We start from the raw sequence: 21,015 nt of genomic DNA, 5'->3' as shown, positions 1-21,015 counted from the left end.
CTTTGTCTCGGATGATTCACTTTTACCCCCTCAATCCGCGTATGTGCCAGTTGGGGGTGCGGAATGTGGGTTTTAACTAAAATCAGCGAGGCTAATTTGGTTAGCTGTCACGCCATTGATAGCAGCTAAAATTTCACCAGTTTCTGTCAAGCTGATTAAAGTTGCAGTGTTGCTAGGGATAATAGAAAGTTGCGAGAAGGTTAAATTGTCGGCAAGTGCGAGGAAGTCGATGCCTGGTTCAAAATCGAAAATGATATCGCTGCCAGAATTGGCTGAAATTAAGAAGCGATCGCTCCCATTTCCTCCTATCAAACTGTCATCGCCGTTTTCACCGCTGAGAAAATCAGATCCGTTACCGCCCAGCAGAATATCGCTAGCTTGACCGCCGTAAAGACTGTCATTGCCTTCACCTCCACTCAAGCTATCTTGACCGCGATTTCCAAATAGGATATCTTCCCCATTATTGCCGAACAAATTATCGCTTTCTTTGCCGCCGTAAACAGTGTCATCGCCGTCGCTACCGTCGAGGGAATCATTGCCTTGATTGCCCTGTATCCAGTCGTTGCCACCCAAACCGCTGAGAGTATCATTGCCGCGTTTGCCGGCCATTGTATCGCTGCCACTGTCGCCGGAGAGGCTGTCGTCGCCGTCAGTGCCGATGAGATTGGAGTTGGCTGCGATCGCATCTATTTCTCCTTGAATCACCGCAACGGCAGGTGTATCGGGCAATGTCGTTTGTTGAATTTTGGTATCTAAGGCAGTACCAGTATTTTCGGCAATAACTTGGGCGATCGATTTCGTACCTGTACCGACTGCTTTTAAGTCTTCAGAGGTTTCACCTAGGGCTACTTTTTGGACGCGGGCAACTTCTCGGTTAATTGAAGCTATTGCTGTGTTGGATACAACTTGGTCAATGCGCTGATTTGCTTCGGCCATTACCTTAGCTGCATCCGGGGCAACTTGCAACAATTGCTGAGTGTTTAAATCCGAGTCAAATTGTTGCGCTGCTGTGGTGGCGCGATCGACAATTGTTGCTAACTGGTTGGCATCGTTGAGATTGAGAGTTGTCCCGGATTGAATTTGTTGAACGATCGCACTTACAACTGCTTTTACGGTGTCGGTATTATCCAGAATCGACCCACCGTCTATTAAAGCAGCAGTTTGGGTAATGACGTTTTGTACCTTGACCATTGCAGTCAAAGTTTCTACTCCACCCGCGATCGCGTTTTCGGTAGCTGCGATCGGATCTAAACCCGTTATCTCAACATTAGCGGGAATGGAAAGAGAAGATTTGACGAGAGATTCGGCGCGATCGCTGTCAATTCCTTTGTCAATTAAATCCGCTACTAAACTGGTTAACAAAGTGACAACAGTAGCGTAAGGCGGGGCAGTGACAGGCGTTTCCAAAGGCAAACCAGTTGCTGTATCAATGCCGCCGAAAGCAACAATATTGCCTTCCTCTGGATCGAGTTCGCCATTTTGATTTTTGTCGAAAATGGTGGAGTCGAGATCGAGATCGAATTCGCCGTTATCGCCAGTAGTAGCAGAAGGTTCACTAGCATCTAGTACACCGTTTTTGTTGGCATCGAAAAAGACTGTAGCGCCAGCGATGTAACCGTCAATCACAAAACCGCCGAGGCCATTACTCTTGAACCGAATTACCTCGCTAACACTCGCGCCAGATTCATCAGTTCCCGTTAATTTCAGCCAATAATTGAACGATCTTGGGCGAGTTGGGCCTAAATTAATCGTACGAGTTGCCGAATTAAAAGTTAGCCAGGAAGGCAAAGGAATTTCCGGGAAAGTTGAACCGGCAATTGGTTGGCGATAGGAACCGCCATTGCGATCGGTTCTCCAGGTAAATGCAGATGAACTTAAAGCGCTAGAATTTGCCAGGGCGATCGAATAATTAATGCTGTCGCCCGGATCGGGGTCAGTATAGGTATTGGCTGCTAAATTAAAAGCATTACCAGTTTGAGAAAAACCTAGCGCTGCACTTTGCGAAAACAGAGAACGATTGACAACTGGCGGGCGGTTGCCGACAATACCTTGAGCCAAAGCCAGCATATCAACGCGCTTGAAGTTTAAGCCAGTATTGATCACGTTATCGTCTTCGTCATCGCCGTCATTAATCGTGACGCCCGTTGACTGCAAGAAATTCGCAAACTCAGTTGGGGTTAGTCGGCGGCCCAAGTCTCGCTGCGCTAACTGTTGCGCTAGCACTGCTACTCCAGCAACATGAGGTGCAGCTTGACTGGTACCAGAATAGTTCGTCAAAGGGCCGCCCGGGCCAGCACCGGTAATTAAAGTACCGGGAGCAAAAACGGTTGTTAAAGTGGAGTGGCGCTGAGAATATGGTGTAATGCGATCGGCATCGGTGGTATAGGCGATCGCGCCACCGCCGTGTGTCTGATAACCCAGGTTCGCATCGTACACCGCACCAATTGAGAGTGAGTTAGCATCGGCTGCAGGGTAGGCAACACCCTGAACGCTGTTGAAACCCAATGGCCCGAAAGCGTTACCTGATGCGGAAACAACAATTACATTCCGTGCTGCTAGCGCTGCTAGTTCATCGCTAATGCCCCTCGTTTGGGGGGTGTTGTAATTTTGGTTGTCACCAAGCGACATATTTACACTGGCAATATTGTATGTTGATGCGTTTGCTACCACCCACTGCAAAGCTTGCTCTAAATACCCGAAATTTCCCCTGCCACTATCCTCAAAAACTTTGAGGTGAATGATGTTGGCGCGCGGTGCCATTCCTGTGTGGACTGTATCTTGGGAAGTGGCAATACTAGAGACGTTTGAACCGTGTCCATCAAGGTCGCTAGCATCTGCATCGCTGTCGGCGAAATCGTAATCGTAGGTAATGCGATCGGCAACCCCGTTAGAGTCACCATCAGGACCAAAGAATGGGTCGTCTAAATCGATACCAGTATCCAAAATTACTGTTGCAAAACCATTGCCGTCTATTCCGGCAAAACGCGGTGCTGCGCGGAAATCATCGATGTTAATCAGCGGGCCAGATATGTCAGTGGTGGGAGCGAATGTTCCGTCTATAACTGAGATCAACTCTCCAGCTTTGTAGACTGGGGCATCTGAACCTGTAGTGGTGATGCCTGGAAGACGGGGTACGACAGACAAGTTGAGATTGTAAGGAGTATCTGCACCGTTGGCTGAGGAAACTCGAACGTAGTAAGTACCGTGTTCTAAAGTGCGGTTAATTGACTCAGATGCGCTACCCAAATTGTTGGAAGTGGCGATCGTATTTCCGCGACTGTCGAGCAACTCAACTTTAGCATCTGCATTCATTCCTGCCAGCGACAAGTTGAAGTCATTGCTAGCACCTAAACTGAATTTGTAGTAATCATCAATGTTGCTGCTACTGATAGCATCGCTGTAGCTTCCGGTACTGGAACCTACAACTATCTTTCTGGCTAAATTATCAGCAGGTATCGCCGGCGGCATGATGATTTGTGGTGGTGTCGGCGGCAAAAATGTAGGCGTTGGTGTTGGTGTTTGTGCAATTAGAGGTGTCGGTGTTGGCGGTGTTGGCGGTGTTGGCGGTGTTGGCGGTGTTGGCGATGTAATTGGCGGTGTTGGCGGTGTTGGCGGTGTTGGCGGTGTTGGCGGTGTTGGCGATGTAATTGGCGGTGTGGGCGGTGTGGGCGATGTAATTGGCGGTGTGGGCGGTGTGGGCGATGTAATTGGCGGTGTTGGCGATGTAATTGGCGGTGTTGGCGATGTAATTGGCGGTGTGGGCGGTGTTGGCGATGTAATTGGCGGTGTTGGCGATGTAATTGGCGGTGTGGGCGGTGTGGGCGGTGTTGGCGATGTAATTGGCGGTGTTGGCGGTGTGGGCGGTGTTGGCGGTGTTGGCGGTGTGGGCGGTGTTGGCGGTGTTGGCGATGTAATTGGCGATGTAATTGGCGGTGTGGGCGGTGTGGGCGGTGTTGGCGATGTAATTGGCGGTGTTGGCGTGTCATTGTCGGTAATGGCGACAGTGACACGCCCGATCGCAATTCCGCTATATTTCGCGTCGGTACTTGTTACGGCGTGATTGATTGTGCCTGTGTGAGTACCTTCTACAACTGTGTCATCCGTCGCAGTCAAAGTTACAGTTTGGGCAATATTCCAATTAGTGCTGTCGAAGCTAATGGGGGCGATCGCACTTATTTGATTCCCCCCGTCAAAGCTGACTGTTACCGGCGCTGTTGGCTGCGAATTTAGCTGAAGTGTATAAATTCCCGTTGCACCGCCTTCTGCTGCTGTGGTACTGGCGGGATTAACGGTAACGCCGACAGTATCGCTGTCGCTGTTAGTAACGCTGACATCGGCAGCACTGAAATTGCTGTAATTGCTGTCTGTACTAACAGCAGCCTCAGTGACAATAGTGTAAGCAATATCGCCGTCAGCGATATTGTCGCCAACACCTGTCACCGTTACCGTCTGCGCCTGATTCCAGTTATTGGGAGTGAAACTTAAGCTATTAGTAGAAACTGTTCCCTCCGCAGGATTGGAACTGCTTAAAGCTACCGTAACAGGTGCCGTAGGTTGACTGTTGAGGACAACACTGAAATTTGCCGTACCTCCCGCTTCTGTTGTAGTTAATCCTGCTGTGGGATTAACGGTAATGCCTGCAGTTTCGTCGTCGCTATTCGTAATGCTGACATCGGCAGCACTGAAATTGCTGTAATTGCTGTCTGTACTAACAGCCGCAGCGGTGACAATATTGTAAGTTTGATTGCCGTCAGCAATATTGTCGTCAACGCCTGTTACTGTTACTGTTTGCGGCGCACTCCAATTGGCGGGAGTGAATGTCAGCGAGGGTGTAGAAACTGTTCCCTCGGCAACATTGGAACTGCTTAAGCCAACAGTCACGTTAGCAGTTGGTTCAGAGTTGAGTTGGACAGTAAATGTTGCTGTTCCTCCTGCTTCTGTTGTAATTAATCCGCTAGCGGGATTGACGGCAATTCCAGCAGTGTCGTCATTAGTAATAGTAGTTGTCGCAGTAGCAGTACCAATTGTCGAACTGCCGCCGGGAAGACCGCCATCAGGCAATGTGACGGGATTTGATAGAGTGACGGTAATAGTTTCGTCTGGTTCAACGCTATCATCACCCAACACATCGAGGGTGACAGTTTTCGATGTTTCGCCAGAGGCAAAATTAATCAGACCAGTCGTACTTGTTGCGCCCGAAGTGCCGCCGATATTGTTGTAATCGCTGCCGTTGGTTGCAGTGCCACCAATTGCATAATCGACAGTCCCTGCTGTATCAGTACCGCCACTGCGACTAACAGTAAATATCAGTGGATTTGTGCCGGCGTTGCCTTCAGGAACAGTACCAGCGCTAGCACCAACTGTGTAAATAATCGGATCGTTAGCAGGAATTGTTAGGGTTGTTTCAGAGATTGTACCTCCAAACCCTCCTCCTCCCGGACTCGTACCAAAACTCAAGACAACTGCTTCATCTATTTCTGCAAGGTTGTCTGGTTTGATAGTGACAGCTATATTTTGAGTCAAACTGCCGCTACCTGCGGGAAAAGTGAGAGTATTAGTAGAAAGAGCATAGTCAGAATCTTGAGTAGCTAGTGAGGTGCCAGCAGGAACGGGCAAAACAGTTGCGATCGGTACAATCAAGTCTGTAAATCGTAAACCGTCTTCGACTGTCACAGGAATATTAACTGTCGCATCTGCGTCTCCTTCAAGACTACTGTACGCAGAATTAGCAAAACTTGCTTTCAATAGCACATTCAACAGAATTGAAACTCTGTTACTGTTGGTATTGGCGACAGCAATATCTGGTCTGGTATCAGAGTTAAAATCTCCAACCGCGATCGCGCTCGGAGTGGTTCCCCCAGTATTATAATTAAACGGCCCGTTAAAGGTTCCTTGACCGGTTCCAGTTAAAATTGAAACATCATTAGAACCGGCGTTCGCTACAGCTAAATCGGGTTGACCGTCAGCGTTAAAATCACCAACGGCAATATCATCAGGACTTAACCCAACATTAAAGTTAGTAGGATTGCTAAAAGTGCCTTGACCTGTCCCTGATAAAATTGATACGTTCTGACTGCCTGTATTGGCTACAGCCAGATCGGATCTGCCGTCAGCGTTAAAATCTCCAACTGCGATCGCGCTGGGACTTGTGCCGACATTAAAGTTGGTTGGATTGCCAAAAGTGCCTTGACCCGTACCGAAAAAAATAGAAACGCTGTTAGCCGGACTCCTGTTAGTGGCAACAACATCGAGATTGTTGTCGCCGTTAAAATCTCCGATCGCGATCGCTAAGGGGCTGATTGCAGTCCCCACATTGTTAAACTCACCAAAAGTTCCTTGACCATTGGTTAAAGCAATAGAAACTTGGTTCTCTTCTGCCACAACTAAGTCAGCCAAGCCGTCTTGATTAAAATCTCCCGCAGCGATCGCCTGTTTCGAGATCCCCGGACCAAAGTTGCTAGGATTGCTAAAGTTGCCTTGTCCTGTTCCTAACAAGACATAAACTCCCCCTCCTATATCGCCGCCAATTGCTGTCGATACAGCTAAATCTGGCAGCGTGTCACCATTAAAATTGCCCGCCACAATACCGCTGGGAGATCCTGCACTCCCCAAGGTCAAGTTAGTAGCAGTTCCAAAATTACCTTGACCTGTTCCCAACAAGATCGAAACACTGTCAGAAGTTCTGTTAGCTACGGCTAAATCGAGAAGGCCATCTCCGTTAAAGTCCTGGCTAACAATCGCTGTAGGGGAAGTTCCTGTTGTCAAGCCAGTAGGTGTTTGTTTAAAGGTATTGAGAACGTGGCTGTAAGCTGCGATCGCTTCTGGCCCAAATGCAATGCCAGCTTTAATTGTCCCCGCTGTCACTGTTAATTCCCAATCGCCGCCTTTTGCCGCACAACCTGTTAAATTATCAGAAGCTGCAACATTTGCTCCTGTTATTTGACTCAGGCTGTTTACAAATGCTTTGCCTATATTTTCTTGGCCAACATTGCAGCCGTAGATCATAATTTCGGCATTTGCTGTCAGCGATCGCGCCCATCCTTGGACTGCTTGCACGAAATTACTGGCGCGATCGCTCAAATTTTTCCAACTCAATTCAACGTTCCCCAGTTGCACGCAACCGGGTTGCCCGTGAGCAATAATGTGAATTACTGAAAATTGCTCTCCCTGCAAAGCTTCGGCAATTTGTTCCAGGCCGTTGCGGTTTGACTCTAATTGAATTACTTCGGTTTCAGGGATAACGCCGTCGATTAAGGTTTGAGGGTCGGGGACGGCAGCATCGATAAATGCGATCGCTTTTGTGGAAAGTGGAGTTAGTGAGTTTACCATGACACACCTGCTCAAATTAAAATAAAATATTAGGATATCCTATGACTTATGTTTTTGTTTAACAGCCATCCAAAAAATATTTGTTTTTACCACTTTTCTTATCAAAAGTTTATATAAGTTTTGATAACTTAACCAACTATATAATCATTGATTTTTAACGTATCGATGATGTACGGATGCCAGTAAATCTTGTTGCATCCAGACAGACACTCCTGGAGGCACTCCGAGACTCAGAAACCGAATTTTTTACCGAATCGCCGCGTGAGAACGCGTCCTTTCGTACATCAAACCCGGTTTGTCTACTCCGATGCGTCCAAGACTAATCGAGATAGTCAGGAGGTGCTTTAGTATCTCTGCAGAGAGTCGAACCAGGTTTACAACCAATCCCTCGCTGGGGACGCCAGCCCAGGACGCCAGCGAATCACGCCCTATTCCTGAGACGATCGCCTAATATCATGGACGACCGATCGCCTATATTTATTTACAAGTGCCAGCGGGAAGCTCGCGATCGTTCAAAAGGCGAGTTAAATCTGCAACAGCGTTCCCAACGTACAAACGTAAAATACATAAAATGTAATACTTACTGGTATTTTACAGAAAAATCATGCACAGACGAGTTTTCCAGATTGCTATTGTACTTTGCCTCCAAGTCGTCCTAGTTCTAGGTGGGTGGGCGCAGCCTGCGGCGGCGCTGACTCCTGAACAGCAGCTATTGAGCGAAGCTTGGCGAATTGTCAATCGCTCATATGTGGACGACAGCTTTAACTCTCAAAACTGGTGGTCGATTCGCCAAAAAGCTGTCAAGCAACCGCTTAACGACAGACAGCAGACTTACACGGCGATTCAGGGGATGCTGGCGAATCTCGACGACCCCTTCACTCGACTACTGAAACCCGAACAGTACCGCAGTTTGCAGGTCAACACTTCGGGAGAATTGACGGGTGTGGGGCTGCAAATTGCGATCGACCCCCAGACAAATACCCTGACTGTGGTGGCTCCTTTGGCCGGCTCACCGGCGGATAAAGCTGGCATCCAACCCCTCGATCGCATTCTGAAAATTGACGGCACTCCTACCTCAGAATTGAGCCTAGACGAGGCTGCAACTCGAATGCGCGGCCGCATCGGCACTCCCGTTACCTTGACCTTGGGGCGCGAGGGAAGGGACGTTGCTGAGGACATTGAGCTAGTGCGCGATCGCATTGCTCTGAATCCGGTTTACGCGGAATTGCAGTCGGGGTCGGAGAATTTAGCGGTGGGCTACATTCGCTTGAGTCAATTCAGCGCTAACGCCACTGAAGAAGTCGCTCACGCGATCGACCGCTTGGAAAAACAAGGAGCCGCCGCCTACATTCTCGACCTGCGGAACAACCCGGGCGGACTGTTGCAAGCAGGGATTGAAATTGCCCGCCTGTGGCTCGATTCCGGGACGATCGTCTACACGGTGAACAGACAAGGCATTCTCGGAAGTTTTGAAGCCTCTGGACAAGCCCTAACTAACGATCCGCTGATTGTTTTGGTGAACAAGGGAACTGCCAGTGCTAGCGAAATTTTGGCGGGTGCGCTGCAAGATAACGGCAGAGCTCAACTGGTAGGAGAAAAGACTTTTGGCAAAGGACTGATTCAGTCCCTGTTTGATTTGTCTGACGGTTCCGGGTTGGCCGTGACTGTTGCTAAGTACGAGACGCCTAACCATAAAGATATTAACAAGCTGGGGATTGCGCCCGATCGCGTAGTGCCTTTGGAACCCATCGCGCGCGATCAAATCGGCACCGCAGCAGACTTGCAATATCAAGCTGCACTGCAACTACTGAAAGAAAAAACCGTGCTGGCAAAGTCAGTATAAGCCTGAGTTTGAAGTTTTGAGATTGCAATAGGTGACAATACGCAGGTCTGTCTGTCTCTGCGTTTGCTTCGCCACGACAGACAAGAATCATCAAAAAAACTCTTTTATTCAAAAGTGATATCAAGTCCGACAGATTCATCTGTCATTCTTCGCTGTGCGAACCAATGACATACAAGAATGATGCACATCGGACGTGATATCAAAACCCAAAACAGCCGTTCCCTTAAGGTTGCGGGGTTGATTCCTCGGCTTCGGGCACCTCGGCTTCTTGCAAAATTACCTGACGCTGCTGCGGGTCAGCTTGGTTGCTTTGCTCTTGCATCACAGTTTTAGCAAGACTAGGGTCAAAGTAGCGGTTAAAGTCCGATCGCGACTGATTTACTCGCCCTTGGGTAAGATTGACTTCTGCTTGGATTTCGTGCAATTTTTCTTGCACCGCCCGGTAGTGAGGCCAAAGCTGAAGCAAAGCAGAAGTGGCACAGACTGAAAGTACCATGTTGACTGCCAACTTGACCCCTGTTTCGGCCGCGAGGGTTTGGTGAGGGTAGGAACGCTGGCGGCTGCTGCTGCGACGAGGAGTAACCCGAGGGGAGTTTTTTACAGGACGCAGTGGGGTAACGGTGGGTTGAATCGCTTGCATAATTTTTTTTCAAATACCTGAGACTGACGTTTTAGAGTTCACAAGAGCAAATTCTGAGCTTAACGCACACTCGTCGCTGTTTGTCAGGGTGCTGACAGCCAAAATTGTTGAGACAAAGGTGACGCCTTAAGACGGAATTTTCCCATAAAAATGCCTGCCCTTGCAGTCTCGTCTTGCGGAACACAAACAATCTACTGCACTGGGGCAGCAATTGTCTGTATCTGTAATGCGAGAGATTTAACTGCTCAGGCAGGCGTTTTGCGGTTCGCAACTGGTGTCTGGAAACTATTTGTACAGTTCAGTTGACAACCGGAAAGCCAAGATTCCGGGAATCAAAGCAATTACGAGCGCTACGTAGACTTGGGTATCTGTTAAAGACATATTCGCAAAACTCCTTTTCGCGGGGACGAGCTTTCACCAATTTGAGACAAATTGGCGCTTTTGGGAATCATTTGTTACAACTTGCAACACAAATGCTGCCTCCGGGGAGGAGTGGCCTAGTGGCGCAGTGGCGCAGTGGCGCTGTTTTTGAGTGTCGGAGGGGGAGAATTTTTCCTTGTTTCCTGGGACTGCTTCCTTGGGACGTTGTTCGGACGATCGTCTCCCACAGAATTACCGCGTTAGGTTAAGATTTAACTAATGCGAATGGGAAGTCTTGCGCTCTACCGAAGGTGAGCGTCGGGATGAAAACGCAGCCCGAAAATAAATTGAGCGAGAGCGAATCAATATCCTTTTTGTGCGCTATGATAATTTTATCGGTATTCTGCAACCTTGATAAATGTATAAAGCTTACAAGTACAGAATTTATCCGACAGATGAGCAAGATGTCTTGCTGGCAAAGTCTTTTGGCTGTGCGAGATGGTTCTGGAACTATGCTTTGAATCTATGTCAAGAAACTTACAAGAATACTGGCAAAGGACTATCTAGGGCATACATACAAGGCTTGCTCCCTGCACTCAAAAAAGAATACGAATGGTTAAAAGAACCTTATTCTCAATGCTTGCAGGTGGTTGCATTGAATTTATCTACTGCCTACAAAAACTTCTTTGACAAGAGGGCGATGCTGCCCAAGTTCAAAGCCAAGCATGGCAGGCAGTCGATCAGCTACCCTCAAAATGTCAAATTCGACGGTGACTATATCAACCTACCTAAGATTGGTTTAGTTTTCTGTCGGCGACATCGTGATTTTCAGGGCGATATCAAGACCGTTACCGTATCTCGCAACCCGGACGGTAAACATTTTGTTTCTGTTTTGATTGACGATGGGAAAGAACAGCCTGAGTTAGTCCCAGCAGATAAAGCTATTGGCATTGACGTAGGGTTAACTCATTTTGCGATTACCAGTGATGGTTCTAAGTTCGGCAATCCCAAGTATTTCGTCAAACGTCAACGAAACTTAAAACGTAAACAACAAAAGCTCGATCGCAAAAAGAAAGGCAGTCAAAACAGGAAAAAGGCAAGACGGGCGGTGGCAAAAGTTCACTCCAAGATTGCCCGATGCCGGGAAGATTTTCTACAAAAGCTATCCCGCAAGATAGTTAACGAAAACCAAGTTATTGCAGTAGAAAATCTCAATATCAAAGGCATGGTCAAGAATCATAATTTAGCCAAAGCCATTAGTGATGTTGGCTGGGGTATGTTCTGCACAATGCTTAAGTACAAGGCCCAAAGTGAAGGTAAACAATACATTGAGATTGATCGATGGTTTCCTAGCTCAAAAACTTGTCATGCCTGCCTAAATCAAGTTGAGCATCTCACTCTTGATGTTAGGGCATGGACTTGTAAACATTGTGGTACTCATCATGACCGTGATGTAAATGCAGCCCTCAACATTAGAAATGAAGCCTTGCGGATTTTGGCGTTAGGAACTAGCGCTTCTGCCTGTGGAGGGGATGTAAGTCGATCTGGCAAAACTTCGGTTTTGTTGGACGCTATTCCCGTTGAATCAGGAAGCCAGCGCTGTACCAATGAAGTGGTCAGCGTCTGGTAGTTCACGTGAAGGTGACACTAATGTTAGACAGAGCGGGTAATTTGTGCTGCGCTCGATCCTTGGCAATCTTAGGTGCACAAAATAGTTAATGATAGATCAATTTCTCGACGCTTCACCCAATTTTGGAGTTGACGGCTTTTTATTATTGTTGGTTTTGGTGGCTTTGGAGGCTGTACTTTCGGCTGACAACGCGATCGCCCTGGCGTCTATTTCTAAAGGTTTGGAAGATGCCAAGGATCAGCAAAGAGCTCTCAACTTGGGTTTGATAATTGCTTTTGTACTGCGGATAGCCCTCATTTTAACGGCTACTTGGGTGATCCAATACTGGCAGTTTGAACTGCTTGGTGCTCTCTACCTGCTGTGGCTTGTTTTCCAACATTTTACTTCAGAGACAGACTCCGAAGGAGAACATCACGGGCCCAGATTTGCCTCTGTGTGGCAAGCAATTCCCATGATTGCTTTTACGGATTTAGCGTTTTCATTGGATAGCGTTACTACTGCGATCGCTGTTTCTGATAACACTTTTATCGTCGTAACAGGCGCTACTATTGGAATTATTGCCCTGCGATTCATGGCCGGGTTGTTCATCCGCTGGCTGGATGAGTTCGTTCACCTAGAAAGTGCTGGTTACATCACAGTTGGGTTCGTGGGAATGCGGTTGTTGGTGAAAGTAATTAATCCCGATTTAGTTCCTCCGCAATGGCTGCTAGTTTCCAGTATCGTCTTGATGTTTGTCTGGGGATTTTCTAAGCGTACTCCTGAGTCAGTCGAGATTGCAAAATCTCTAGAAATGGCTCTCACTCAGCCGGATTCAGAAGTGGCTGTGCGAGAATCGCAAGGACAGAAGTCCGAAAATTAACATACTTTCATTTGAATACAATTAGCTTAAATCTGTCAAACCAACAAGATTGAAGGCTGGTCAAAACGTGCAAAAGCCTTTCATCCCGGTGACTTTAGTCTGGGGATGAAAGGCTTTTATTTTGTAATATCCTTTCCTTCACTAGCCGATCGAACTTATAGGAGTAAAATTGGGCCTATGGTTCGGCAGTTATCAAAATCAGACTCAGCAATGGTTAGGCTGGTGGGATAGCGAGGGGAATTTTTTGCTGACGGGGTTGGCGGCATATTGGCGATCGATCCAGATCTGATTTTAGCCTTGGTGGTTGCTGTATTTTTTGAGGCTTTAGGGAAATAAGGCGGGCGAGGGGAAGAGGTTGTAGGCGATCGCATTTCACCTGTCGGTAAAAAATGTAACATTTCTGTTGAGTGGCTGCCAGAAAAATTCGCGATGCACCAGAAATCTGAGTCAATCCACTCCCACAGAGATGTGATACGTCAGTCACCTACAAGTTCATTAGGAATCAATACAGGATTACGGCTCTTCCGAATTCTCTCCGAGCCGCCAAGACTAAGATTTTGTTCCGCTTTAATAACCCTAAGCTGCGCCATTTTATGATGATATCGTCGAAACTTATCCTTTAACTCTTGATCAATCATAGTTGTTTGAAACTGGGCATCCTGGGACATTAACAACATTTCAGGTTTTATTTCAATATCATTAGCGCCAATAAAAGTGTTCACAAGAACCTGAAATGTCAAGGGCTTTTTATGGTCAAGATGGCTCTCATAAATAGCTACTTTATCACCAGTAATATCGCATTCAACTCTTCCATCCTGATCGGCAAACTTTTCAAAGAATATTTTTTTAGTTAGCCGAAGATCATCTTGAACAGCGGCACGGCAGGCTTCTAAAAAATCTTGATAAAGAGACTTTCCTTTAGCAGAAATCGCTGTGCGATAAGAAAAATCTGTTTTAGATCCATCTGTTCTTTCTATCCAAAAGCAACTTGTCGGCATATCGGTTCTATATTTGTACAAACGTTTTATACCACATCCAATCTTTTTATCTGCTTCAGGATGGCGCTCCAGAAGAGCTAGTAACATATCGTGATCATCACCTGCTATGCTTTGACCATTTCGATAGCGCTCCAACATATTTCTGAAGTGTTCAATAGCATCTTTCTGGAATTTGAACTCTATTCCATTGAGAACAATTGGTTGCCTTGCCATTTAAACTCCCTACCAGTTTTATATGACGTATAACTTAAATTGTATCGCAGATGTGTTACCCTATATCATAATAAGCGATATCTGCAAGACATAGGAGTTCAAAAAGTCCCTGCTTATCTTTCCTAACCTCAATTCTCGAATGTCGAATGTCTAGACGCGATAATTTACACTTCTCTCTACGTCGCACCCTCGAAAAAGACGGGTGGACAATTACGGACGATCCTTTAGTCTTAGTGTTAGAACAGACACTTTTGAAAGCCGACTTAGGAGCAGAAAAGTTTTTTACTGCGGAAAAAGAAGGGCAGAAAATCGCTGTTGAAATCAAAGACTTCGATTCACCCTCAGTCATCAGTGAACTGGAAAAAACGATGGGACAGCTTCAGCTTTACCAATGGGCATTGGAAGGGCAAGAGCCGGAGCGTCAGTTGTTTTTAGCTGTGAGCCAAGCCATCTACATTAAACACTTTCAAAAACCGATTTTTCAGTTAGCCGTCCAGCGAAATAAAATTAACTTATTAGTTTACGAACCAAGTCAAGAGGTGATTCTCCAATGGATAACTCACTAAGCTATGCAGACATCCTCAAAAAAACCCTGCAAGAAGCAACTCGCGCCCAACCGCGTTTACAGGCGATCCAGCTTTACCCCGTCTGTGATGTCGATTCTGGTCACTTTCTGATTCTCGCTACAGGCTGGGATAAACAGCGCTGGATTGACACGATTCTGTTTCATGCTCGTTTAGTCGATAATCAAGTTGTAATTGAAGAAGATAACTTCGAGGAAGGTCTAAGCCAAGCGCTGATTGCAGCGGGTATAAAAGCAGAGGATATTGTGACTACCCTCTTCCCTGACAACAGCGATAGAGAGAAAACGTATCAGACAGTATAAGGAAGAAGGAAGAGGGGGAGATGGGAAGAGGGGGAGGATTTTTCCCCTATTAGCAATTAGCCATTAGCTATGGCCTAGGCTTACCGACAAAGAAAGCTAAGGGAGAATTATCACCACAAGATAACCGAACTTTAGAACCAATGGGAAAAACATTCCCTGTGGTTGTGAGTGCATATAACTTTTCGCCCGAAGGAGTCTTTAAACAATAACGATTTTCTCTGCCTAAAAATTGGCGATCGCAAACCACAACAGCCGAATCTTCATCTAAGTATAAACTCAAGTCTTCCTGCCGGATCATCAATTCTCCTTGAGTAGAAACATCACAGGGAACTTGTGAACATGAATCTCGTTTAACAGCAAAACAACCTACTTCTGTTTCCCAAAAATCCTGCTTCAGCGATGCAGACACAAAATTAGCTTGCGTCACAAACTCAGCCACAAATCGAGATGCTGGTTCTTGATAAACTTCCTCTGGAGTGCCAAACTGTTCTAATTTGCCTTGACGCATCACCGCTACCCAATCTGAAATCGAAAGTGCTTCTTCGCGATCGTGGGTGACAAATACACCAGAGGTTCCCGTTGCTTTGAGAATCTCGCGGACTTCCTGACGCAATCTTAACCGTACTTGTACATCTAAATTACTCAACGGTTCATCTAGTAAAATAATCGCAGGTCTAGGCGCTAAAGCACGGGCCAGCGCCACTCGCTGTTGCTGACCCCCGGATAATTCATGGGGATAACGGTTTTCCAACCCTTCTAATCCCACCAGCGCTAATGCTTCGGTGACACCTTTCTGAATATTATGCTTTGACTCTTTTCCTTGATGTGTCAAGCCAAAAGCTACATTTTTCGCGACTGTCAAATGGGGGAAGAGTGCATAGTCTTGAAACACCATACCAATGTCTCGCTGTTCCGGCGCGACTGACATATTAACACTCGCTACAGTTTTTCCTGCTAGGGCGATCGTCCCTGCTTGTAGCTGTTCAAAACCCGCAATTAACCGCAGCAACGTTGTTTTCCCACAACCCGATGGCCCCAACAACCCCAGTATATCTCCTTGATGTAAGGTCAGGGTGACAGATGCCACCGCAGGTGATGCTGCTTGGGAATACTGTTTTGTTACACCATCCAAATGCAGAATTATCGGTCGAGCCATTATTGCTATAAATAATCAACAACTTACTATTCTACAATATACCAGTTTAGTGAGATTAATTATCATAAAGGCTTGACAAATGTTTACAACTACTGATAAACTAGCAAACTAGACTTTTTACTAGCGATGAAAAATTCCCAAAAATCACTACAGCAAACAGGAATCAGGACAATCCAATGGCTATCGACCTTACGCGGTTTATCCGCTAGTGGGTGGACACTTGCGGTTATCGCTTTAGCATTGCCGATCGCCATACCAGTCATCAGTGTCTTATCCAGTATCTTTTTTGAAGCTAAAGATACATGGCAACATTTAACCGATACAGTTTTAACCCGTTATATCATCAACTCTTTATTGTTAATGATCGGTGTAGGCTTTGGTGTTATCGTGATTGGCGTAGGATGTGCGTGGCTAGTAACAATGTGTCGCTTTCGGGCCAGTCGCGTATTTGAATGGGCATTACTGTTACCCTTAGCGGCCCCAGCTTATGTCCTAGCTTATATTTATACAGACTTTTTAGAATTTTCCGGCCCAGTTCAAACTGCTGTGCGTTATATTTTTGGCTGGAGTTATGGAGACTATTGGTTTCCTAACGTGCGATCGCTCCCTGGAGCAATCTTAATGCTAATCTTAGTTTTATATCCCTACGTCTACCTATTAACACGAGTTGCATTTTTGGAGCAATCCACTTGTACCCTAGAAGCTAGTAGAATACTTGGCTGTAGCCCTTGGCGGAGTTTTATTACAGTTGCCTTACCAATGGCTAGACCTGCAATTGTTGCAGGTTTAGCACTGGCTTTGATGGAAACTCTCAACGATTATGGAACTGTTCAGTATTTTGGAGTTGATACTTTTACCACAGGTATTTATCGGACTTGGTTTGGCATGGGAGAACGAATTGCTGCCAATCAATTAGCTGCCCTGCTATTATTATTTGTTCTGGGTTTAATTTTACTAGAACGCTGGTCGCGCAGTCGGACTAAATATTATCAAGCTAGCAGCCGCTATCGCCAATTACAGACTTATCAGCTTAAAGGAATTAGGGAAATTTTAGCGGTAATTGCTTGTTTGATACCGCTGTTTTTTGGTTTTTTATTGCCAGCGGGTCTTTTAGTAAAGTTGACCTTAGCTAATTGGCAACTCACTTTAGATGAACGCTTTTGGATATTTGCCCGTCATAGTTTAATTTTAGCCACCCTGACAGCAATTTTGGCCGTAGTTATTGCCTTGATTATGGCTTATGGCTTACGGTTATACCCTAATTTAGGAGTGCAGTTTGGAACGAGAGTTGCGGCAATGGGCTATGCTGTACCTGGTTCTGTGATTGCAGTGGGGATTATGGTTCCCATTGGAAAATTTGACAATCTATTTGATAGTTGGATGCGTGAAAACTGGGGAATTTCTACAGGCTTGTTGTTAAGTGGTACGATCGCAGCTTTGGTATTTGCTTATATAGTTCGCTTCCTTGCTGTTTCTTTAAATGCGGTAGAGTCAAGTTTGAGCAAAATTAAGCCTAATTTAGATGATGCGGCTAGAAGTTTGGGTTATAGCCCGATGCAAACTTTAGTTACAGTTCATACACCTATGATGACGGGAGGTTTACTAACTGCTATGATGTTAGTATTCGTTGATGTCATGAAAGAGTTACCTGCTACTATAATTATTAGACCTTTTAACTTTGATACTTTGGCTGTGCGAACTTATCAACTTGCCTCAGATGAGCGATTGGCTGAAGCTTCTGGCCCAGCATTGGCAATTGTTTTAGTGGGGATGTTACCGGTTATTTTATTAAGTTGGAAAATTGCGCGATCGCGCAATTCTTCAACCGAGTTAACAGTTAACAGTTAACTGTTAACTGTTGCCATTATTCCTTTGAAAATCAAGATGATTAATAAAAATTCAGCAATGTTTACCCGCACTACTGGCACAATTTCCTTGTTACTACTTACTATTTTTGTCACCTTTGGATGTCAAAAACAGGCGGCGGGTCCCCTCGAAACATTACAAAAAACTAAGCAATGTCCAGGATGTGACCTGACTGATACCAAGTTAAGTGACATGGATTTAACAAACGCTAATCTCAATGGTGCTAAGTTGGAAGGTGCAATGCTAGAAAAGGTCAAACTTAATGAAGCCTTACTCGATAGCGTCAATCTCAAAGGTGCAAATTTAAAAGGTGCTTCTCTGGAAAAAGCAGGTTTATTTTCGGCCGATCTCACAAATGCTGATTTGAGTAATGCAAATCTCAAGGGGGCTTTTTTGCGAGGGGCAAAACTGAATAATGCCAATCTTAGTAATGCCGATTTAAGTGAAACTGACTTAAATAGTGCTGATTTGACAGGGGCAAACCTGACAGGGGCAAACCTCAAAGGCGCTATAATGCCGGATGGTAAAATTAAAAATTAAAGTTGATGGGATTCGGCGGTTTCAACCGCCGAATCACAAAGAGTAGCTTTTTGTTCAAAAAGCCTCTATTTCCATCCGGCCCGATCGGCAACCTTTAAAGCTTCGGGGTTATTTTTCCCATACACATCAGGGTTGAGAGGGTCAGATTTGAATGTACCAAAACTTGCCACTACAGGATCGATCGCCACACCTGAAATCACAGGGTATTCGTTATTACTCCTAGCAAAAATTTGTTGCGCTTCGGGACTGGCTAGGTGTTCCAAGAATTTGGTCGCGCCTGCTTTGTTACGGGAGGTTTTGACTACACCTCCACCACTAATATTGACGTGGGTACCGCGATCGCGCTGGTTCGGGAAAAATACACCTACTTTCGCCGCGATCGCTTTTTCTGCTGGATCTTTCGATTTCATTAAGCGAGCTACATAATAGGTATTAACAATGGCAATATCGCCTACCCCATCAGCAACAGCCTTGATTTGCGCTGTATCATTTCCCTCTGGAGGACGCGCAAAATTAGCCACCAATCCTCGCGCCCAAGCTTCTGTTTTTTGAGCTCCATGAGCTGCTAACATAGCCCCAACCAGAGATTGATTATAGATATTAGTGGACGATCGCACTAAAACTTTGCCTTTCCACCGAGGTTCTGTCAGCGCCTCATAGGTTGACAACTGGGCAGGGTTCACCTTGCTTTTGTTATAAACAATCACCCGTGCCCGGCGCGATAGACCAAACCAGAAACCTTGAGGATCTCGCAAACTTGCTGGAATTGCCGATGTCAGGACTGTTGAAGACACAGGTTGCAGAATACCTGCTTGTTTTGCCCGCCACAAACGCCCACCATCCACCGTGATGAAAACATCAGCGGGGCTATTTGCACCTTCACTTCTGATCCGTTCAATTAGTTGGTCAGCATCCGCTTCAACGAGGTTAACCTTGATCCCAGTTTTTTTGGTGAAGCTTTGGTACAACTCATTATCAGTATCGTAGTGACGTGCTGAATAAAGGTTGAGAGTCCCGGTTTGGGCTGCGACAGGGGCTTTTTTGCTTAGTTCCCCCACGGCCACGACAGCCATTGCTGTACCGCTGGCAAGAAAAATACGCCGAGAAATGCTCATTGTTCTATAATGATAGATTTTTTCATCTGGTAATTGACACGATGGTGCATCCACAGCCATCTATAGTCAGTGCTTTACTATATTAATGCAAGTAATTCTTATTTGATGATCGAGATCGTAACTATTTTAGGGCTGACGCACTGCTGGTCAATCGATTTTAGATTTTAGATTTTAGATTTTAGAGGCGACCCCACGGATAAATGCTCTTTCTTGAGGATTTTCGATTTGAGATTTGGGATTGATTCCACGGATAAATCACGTGGCCGGTACCACCTTTGAAATTCCGGGTCAGGGAAAACGATATTACCCGAAAGCAGGGCACGGTAGTGCGGTTTCCCTACAAATCCGGCGATCGTTACATCCGATCCGTGCGATCGGGCGATCGACAAAATTGCTGTAGGGAAACGGCACTACCGTTTCCTGACTGCCGTTTTCTTACCCCCAGTTTTTTTAAAGTCGCATAAATTTTCAGTAAATACCGATCTACACACTCGCCAAACCCAAAGTTAAAATATAGCCAATAAAAAATAGCTCGTCCTAGCTGTTTTTTGGGCCAGCTAAATATCAGGGAGTGCATCTACGTGTCAATAAATAAAACGCTCAAAGGCAGAGCCACTACACCTGCCCCAGGTTTTACCATGATTGAGCTATTGATAATTATTTTAATCATAGGAATATTTTGTGCGATCGTCGCCCCCTCTTGGCTAATGTTTATCAACAACCACCGTTTAAAGGTATCGCTCGATCGAGCTTATTGGGCAATGGAACTTGCCCGCAGCAACGCCAAACGATCCAAAATTTCATGGCAAGCCAGCTTCAAACAAGTAGGAGAAAACGTACAAGTAGCAGTCCATCCAGCCGACATTCCCCCCGGTCAAGTAGCAGCCAGTCAATGGAAAAGCCTAGAACCGCAAATTCAAATACATACAGCCATAAACGACAAAGGAGAATCGGAAACAACATTGCTCAACGTCAATGAAAACAACAAAGCCACAGGAACCAAAACAATTCGGCGAGCCATGTTCAACTTCAGAGGTTGCGCTGTTTATAACAGTACCGACGAGTGCGGCCAAACAAACCTACAAGCAAAAGGGAGAATAACACTATTCCATCCCCATTTAAAAAATAGTGAACGGTGTGTCATAATCTCTACTATTTTAGGACATAAGCGCATCTCTCAAAGACAACGCACAGCTAAAGACGGAAGATATTGTTACTAACACGGCGATGAATTATTTTGGGGGTAGGGAAACGGCATTACCGCGTCGTCAATAGCCTTGTTGTCGATGCTTATATTCGATGTCAATTCTTGACGCAATATCTCCGATCTAACTCACGCCCAGAGCACCATTCTCGGTTAACAGGCTTTTCTGCCTGTTCCGCAAAGAGTGAATTTTGTTGTGGAACAGGCAGAAAAGCCTGTTCATAAAAGGCTTATTGAGAATGGTGCAACATTTCAGATACAGCCTCTTCCAGGTTCATGAAGTACACACAATCTTGTAGTAAGGATCGCGAATTAAATAACTTACAATTTTAATTGTTATTGTGGGATGGGCGTCCCGCCCGTCCTTTTTGGACGG

The 21,015-nt window shown here is 45.9% G+C and carries 15 protein-coding genes and 1 pseudogene; 10 read left to right on the top strand and 6 right to left on the bottom strand.

What is annotated here, in order from left to right; all coding sequences use genetic code 11:
* Positions 1–72 precede the first annotated feature (72 nt).
* The gene (locus tag QUB11_RS28000; RefSeq protein WP_333392203.1) at positions 73–7,329 is read right to left on the bottom strand and encodes a DUF4347 domain-containing protein; all 7,257 of its coding nucleotides are present in this window, start codon (positions 7,327–7,329) and stop codon (positions 73–75) included.
* A gap of 604 nt (positions 7,330–7,933) precedes the next feature.
* Here QUB11_RS28000 and ctpA point away from each other — a divergent pair.
* Positions 7,934–9,172 (top strand): carboxyl-terminal processing protease CtpA, encoded by a 1,239-nt coding sequence (gene ctpA, locus QUB11_RS27995; protein WP_333205291.1) that lies wholly within the window; start codon positions 7,934–7,936, stop codon positions 9,170–9,172.
* A 223-nt stretch (positions 9,173–9,395) separates the two neighbouring features.
* Here the strand turns inward: ctpA and QUB11_RS27990 are convergent, their stop codons facing one another.
* A complete protein-coding gene (locus QUB11_RS27990) occupies positions 9,396–9,812 on the bottom strand; it encodes a slr1601 family putative cell division protein (protein WP_333205292.1) in 417 nt (138 codons plus the stop codon).
* 285 nt (positions 9,813–10,097) lie between these two features.
* Positions 10,098–10,193 (bottom strand): photosystem I reaction center subunit XII, encoded by a 96-nt coding sequence (gene psaM, locus QUB11_RS27985; RefSeq protein ID WP_015174804.1) that lies wholly within the window; start codon positions 10,191–10,193, stop codon positions 10,098–10,100.
* 397 nt (positions 10,194–10,590) lie between these two features.
* On the opposite strand from psaM, the gene tnpB reads away from it, so the two are divergent.
* The 3 genes and pseudogenes from tnpB to QUB11_RS27970 all read left to right on the top strand — a co-directional run.
* Positions 10,591–11,802, top strand: coding sequence for an IS200/IS605 family element RNA-guided endonuclease TnpB (gene tnpB / locus QUB11_RS27980; RefSeq protein WP_333205293.1), 1,212 nt, complete (start codon positions 10,591–10,593; stop codon positions 11,800–11,802).
* Between the two features lie 88 nt (positions 11,803–11,890).
* A complete protein-coding gene (locus QUB11_RS27975; protein WP_333205294.1) occupies positions 11,891–12,661 on the top strand; it encodes a TerC family protein in 771 nt (256 codons plus the stop codon).
* Positions 12,662–12,809: 148 nt separating this feature from the next.
* Positions 12,810–12,917 (top strand): annotated as a pseudogene (locus QUB11_RS27970) (Uma2 family endonuclease); the annotation flags it as partial.
* 220 nt (positions 12,918–13,137) lie between these two features.
* On the opposite strand, the gene QUB11_RS27965 reads toward QUB11_RS27970, so the two are convergent.
* The gene (locus QUB11_RS27965; RefSeq protein ID WP_333157102.1) at positions 13,138–13,872 is read right to left on the bottom strand and encodes a DCL family protein; all 735 of its coding nucleotides are present in this window, start codon (positions 13,870–13,872) and stop codon (positions 13,138–13,140) included.
* Between the two features lie 146 nt (positions 13,873–14,018).
* Here QUB11_RS27965 and QUB11_RS27960 point away from each other — a divergent pair, with 146 nt between their 5' ends.
* Both QUB11_RS27960 and QUB11_RS27955 read left to right on the top strand, forming a co-directional pair.
* Positions 14,019–14,438 carry a XisH family protein gene (locus QUB11_RS27960; RefSeq protein ID WP_333157103.1) on the top strand — a complete coding sequence of 140 codons (420 nt, stop codon included), beginning with the start codon at positions 14,019–14,021 and terminating at the stop codon, positions 14,436–14,438.
* The gene (locus QUB11_RS27955) at positions 14,423–14,758 is read left to right on the top strand and encodes an element excision factor XisI family protein (protein WP_333205295.1); all 336 of its coding nucleotides are present in this window, start codon (positions 14,423–14,425) and stop codon (positions 14,756–14,758) included. The genes QUB11_RS27960 and QUB11_RS27955 overlap by 16 nt, the downstream gene beginning before the upstream one ends.
* Positions 14,759–14,825: 67 nt before the next feature.
* Here the strand turns inward: QUB11_RS27955 and QUB11_RS27950 are convergent, their stop codons facing one another.
* Positions 14,826–15,914 carry an ABC transporter ATP-binding protein gene (locus QUB11_RS27950; protein WP_333205296.1) on the bottom strand — a complete coding sequence of 363 codons (1,089 nt, stop codon included), beginning with the start codon at positions 15,912–15,914 and terminating at the stop codon, positions 14,826–14,828.
* A 126-nt stretch (positions 15,915–16,040) separates the two neighbouring features.
* Here QUB11_RS27950 and QUB11_RS27945 point away from each other — a divergent pair, with 126 nt between their 5' ends.
* Positions 16,041–17,762 (top strand): iron ABC transporter permease, encoded by a 1,722-nt coding sequence (locus QUB11_RS27945; protein WP_333205297.1) that lies wholly within the window; start codon positions 16,041–16,043, stop codon positions 17,760–17,762.
* Between the two features lie 36 nt (positions 17,763–17,798).
* Positions 17,799–18,320 carry a pentapeptide repeat-containing protein gene (locus QUB11_RS27940; RefSeq protein ID WP_333205298.1) on the top strand — a complete coding sequence of 174 codons (522 nt, stop codon included), beginning with the start codon at positions 17,799–17,801 and terminating at the stop codon, positions 18,318–18,320.
* Positions 18,321–18,385: 65 nt separating this feature from the next.
* Here the strand turns inward: QUB11_RS27940 and QUB11_RS27935 are convergent, their stop codons facing one another.
* On the bottom strand, positions 18,386–19,435 hold the full coding sequence (locus QUB11_RS27935) for a Fe(3+) ABC transporter substrate-binding protein (protein WP_333392201.1): 1,050 nt from the start codon (positions 19,433–19,435) through the stop codon (positions 18,386–18,388).
* A gap of 259 nt (positions 19,436–19,694) precedes the next feature.
* Between QUB11_RS27935 and QUB11_RS27930 the strand changes: the two genes are divergently transcribed.
* On the top strand, positions 19,695–19,835 hold the full coding sequence (locus QUB11_RS27930) for a hypothetical protein (RefSeq protein WP_333149913.1): 141 nt from the start codon (positions 19,695–19,697) through the stop codon (positions 19,833–19,835).
* 238 nt (positions 19,836–20,073) lie between these two features.
* Positions 20,074–20,655 (top strand): transcriptional regulator, encoded by a 582-nt coding sequence (locus QUB11_RS27925; RefSeq protein ID WP_333392199.1) that lies wholly within the window; start codon positions 20,074–20,076, stop codon positions 20,653–20,655.
* Positions 20,656–21,015: the final 360 nt, after the last annotated feature.

Origin of the sequence: Microcoleus sp. B6-A1, assembly GCF_036705085.1 — a bacterium.
Taxonomy (GTDB): domain Bacteria; phylum Cyanobacteriota; class Cyanobacteriia; order Cyanobacteriales; family Microcoleaceae; genus Microcoleus.
This window is presented reverse-complemented; position numbering and strand designations above follow the sequence as displayed.

Coding starts and splice junctions, on each gene's coding strand:
- QUB11_RS28000 (WP_333392203.1), bottom strand. CDS start 7,329: ATGGTAAACTCACTAACTCCACTTTCCACAAAAGCGATCGCATTTATC.
- ctpA (WP_333205291.1), top strand. CDS start 7,934: ATGCACAGACGAGTTTTCCAGATTGCTATTGTACTTTGCCTCCAAGTC.
- QUB11_RS27990 (WP_333205292.1), bottom strand. CDS start 9,812: ATGCAAGCGATTCAACCCACCGTTACCCCACTGCGTCCTGTAAAAAAC.
- psaM (WP_015174804.1), bottom strand. CDS start 10,193: ATGTCTTTAACAGATACCCAAGTCTACGTAGCGCTCGTAATTGCTTTG.
- tnpB (WP_333205293.1), top strand. CDS start 10,591: ATGTATAAAGCTTACAAGTACAGAATTTATCCGACAGATGAGCAAGAT.
- QUB11_RS27975 (WP_333205294.1), top strand. CDS start 11,891: ATGATAGATCAATTTCTCGACGCTTCACCCAATTTTGGAGTTGACGGC.
- QUB11_RS27965 (WP_333157102.1), bottom strand. CDS start 13,872: ATGGCAAGGCAACCAATTGTTCTCAATGGAATAGAGTTCAAATTCCAG.
- QUB11_RS27960 (WP_333157103.1), top strand. CDS start 14,019: ATGTCTAGACGCGATAATTTACACTTCTCTCTACGTCGCACCCTCGAA.
- QUB11_RS27955 (WP_333205295.1), top strand. CDS start 14,423: ATGGATAACTCACTAAGCTATGCAGACATCCTCAAAAAAACCCTGCAA.
- QUB11_RS27950 (WP_333205296.1), bottom strand. CDS start 15,914: ATGGCTCGACCGATAATTCTGCATTTGGATGGTGTAACAAAACAGTAT.
- QUB11_RS27945 (WP_333205297.1), top strand. CDS start 16,041: ATGAAAAATTCCCAAAAATCACTACAGCAAACAGGAATCAGGACAATC.
- QUB11_RS27940 (WP_333205298.1), top strand. CDS start 17,799: ATGATTAATAAAAATTCAGCAATGTTTACCCGCACTACTGGCACAATT.
- QUB11_RS27935 (WP_333392201.1), bottom strand. CDS start 19,435: ATGAGCATTTCTCGGCGTATTTTTCTTGCCAGCGGTACAGCAATGGCT.
- QUB11_RS27925 (WP_333392199.1), top strand. CDS start 20,074: ATGATTGAGCTATTGATAATTATTTTAATCATAGGAATATTTTGTGCG.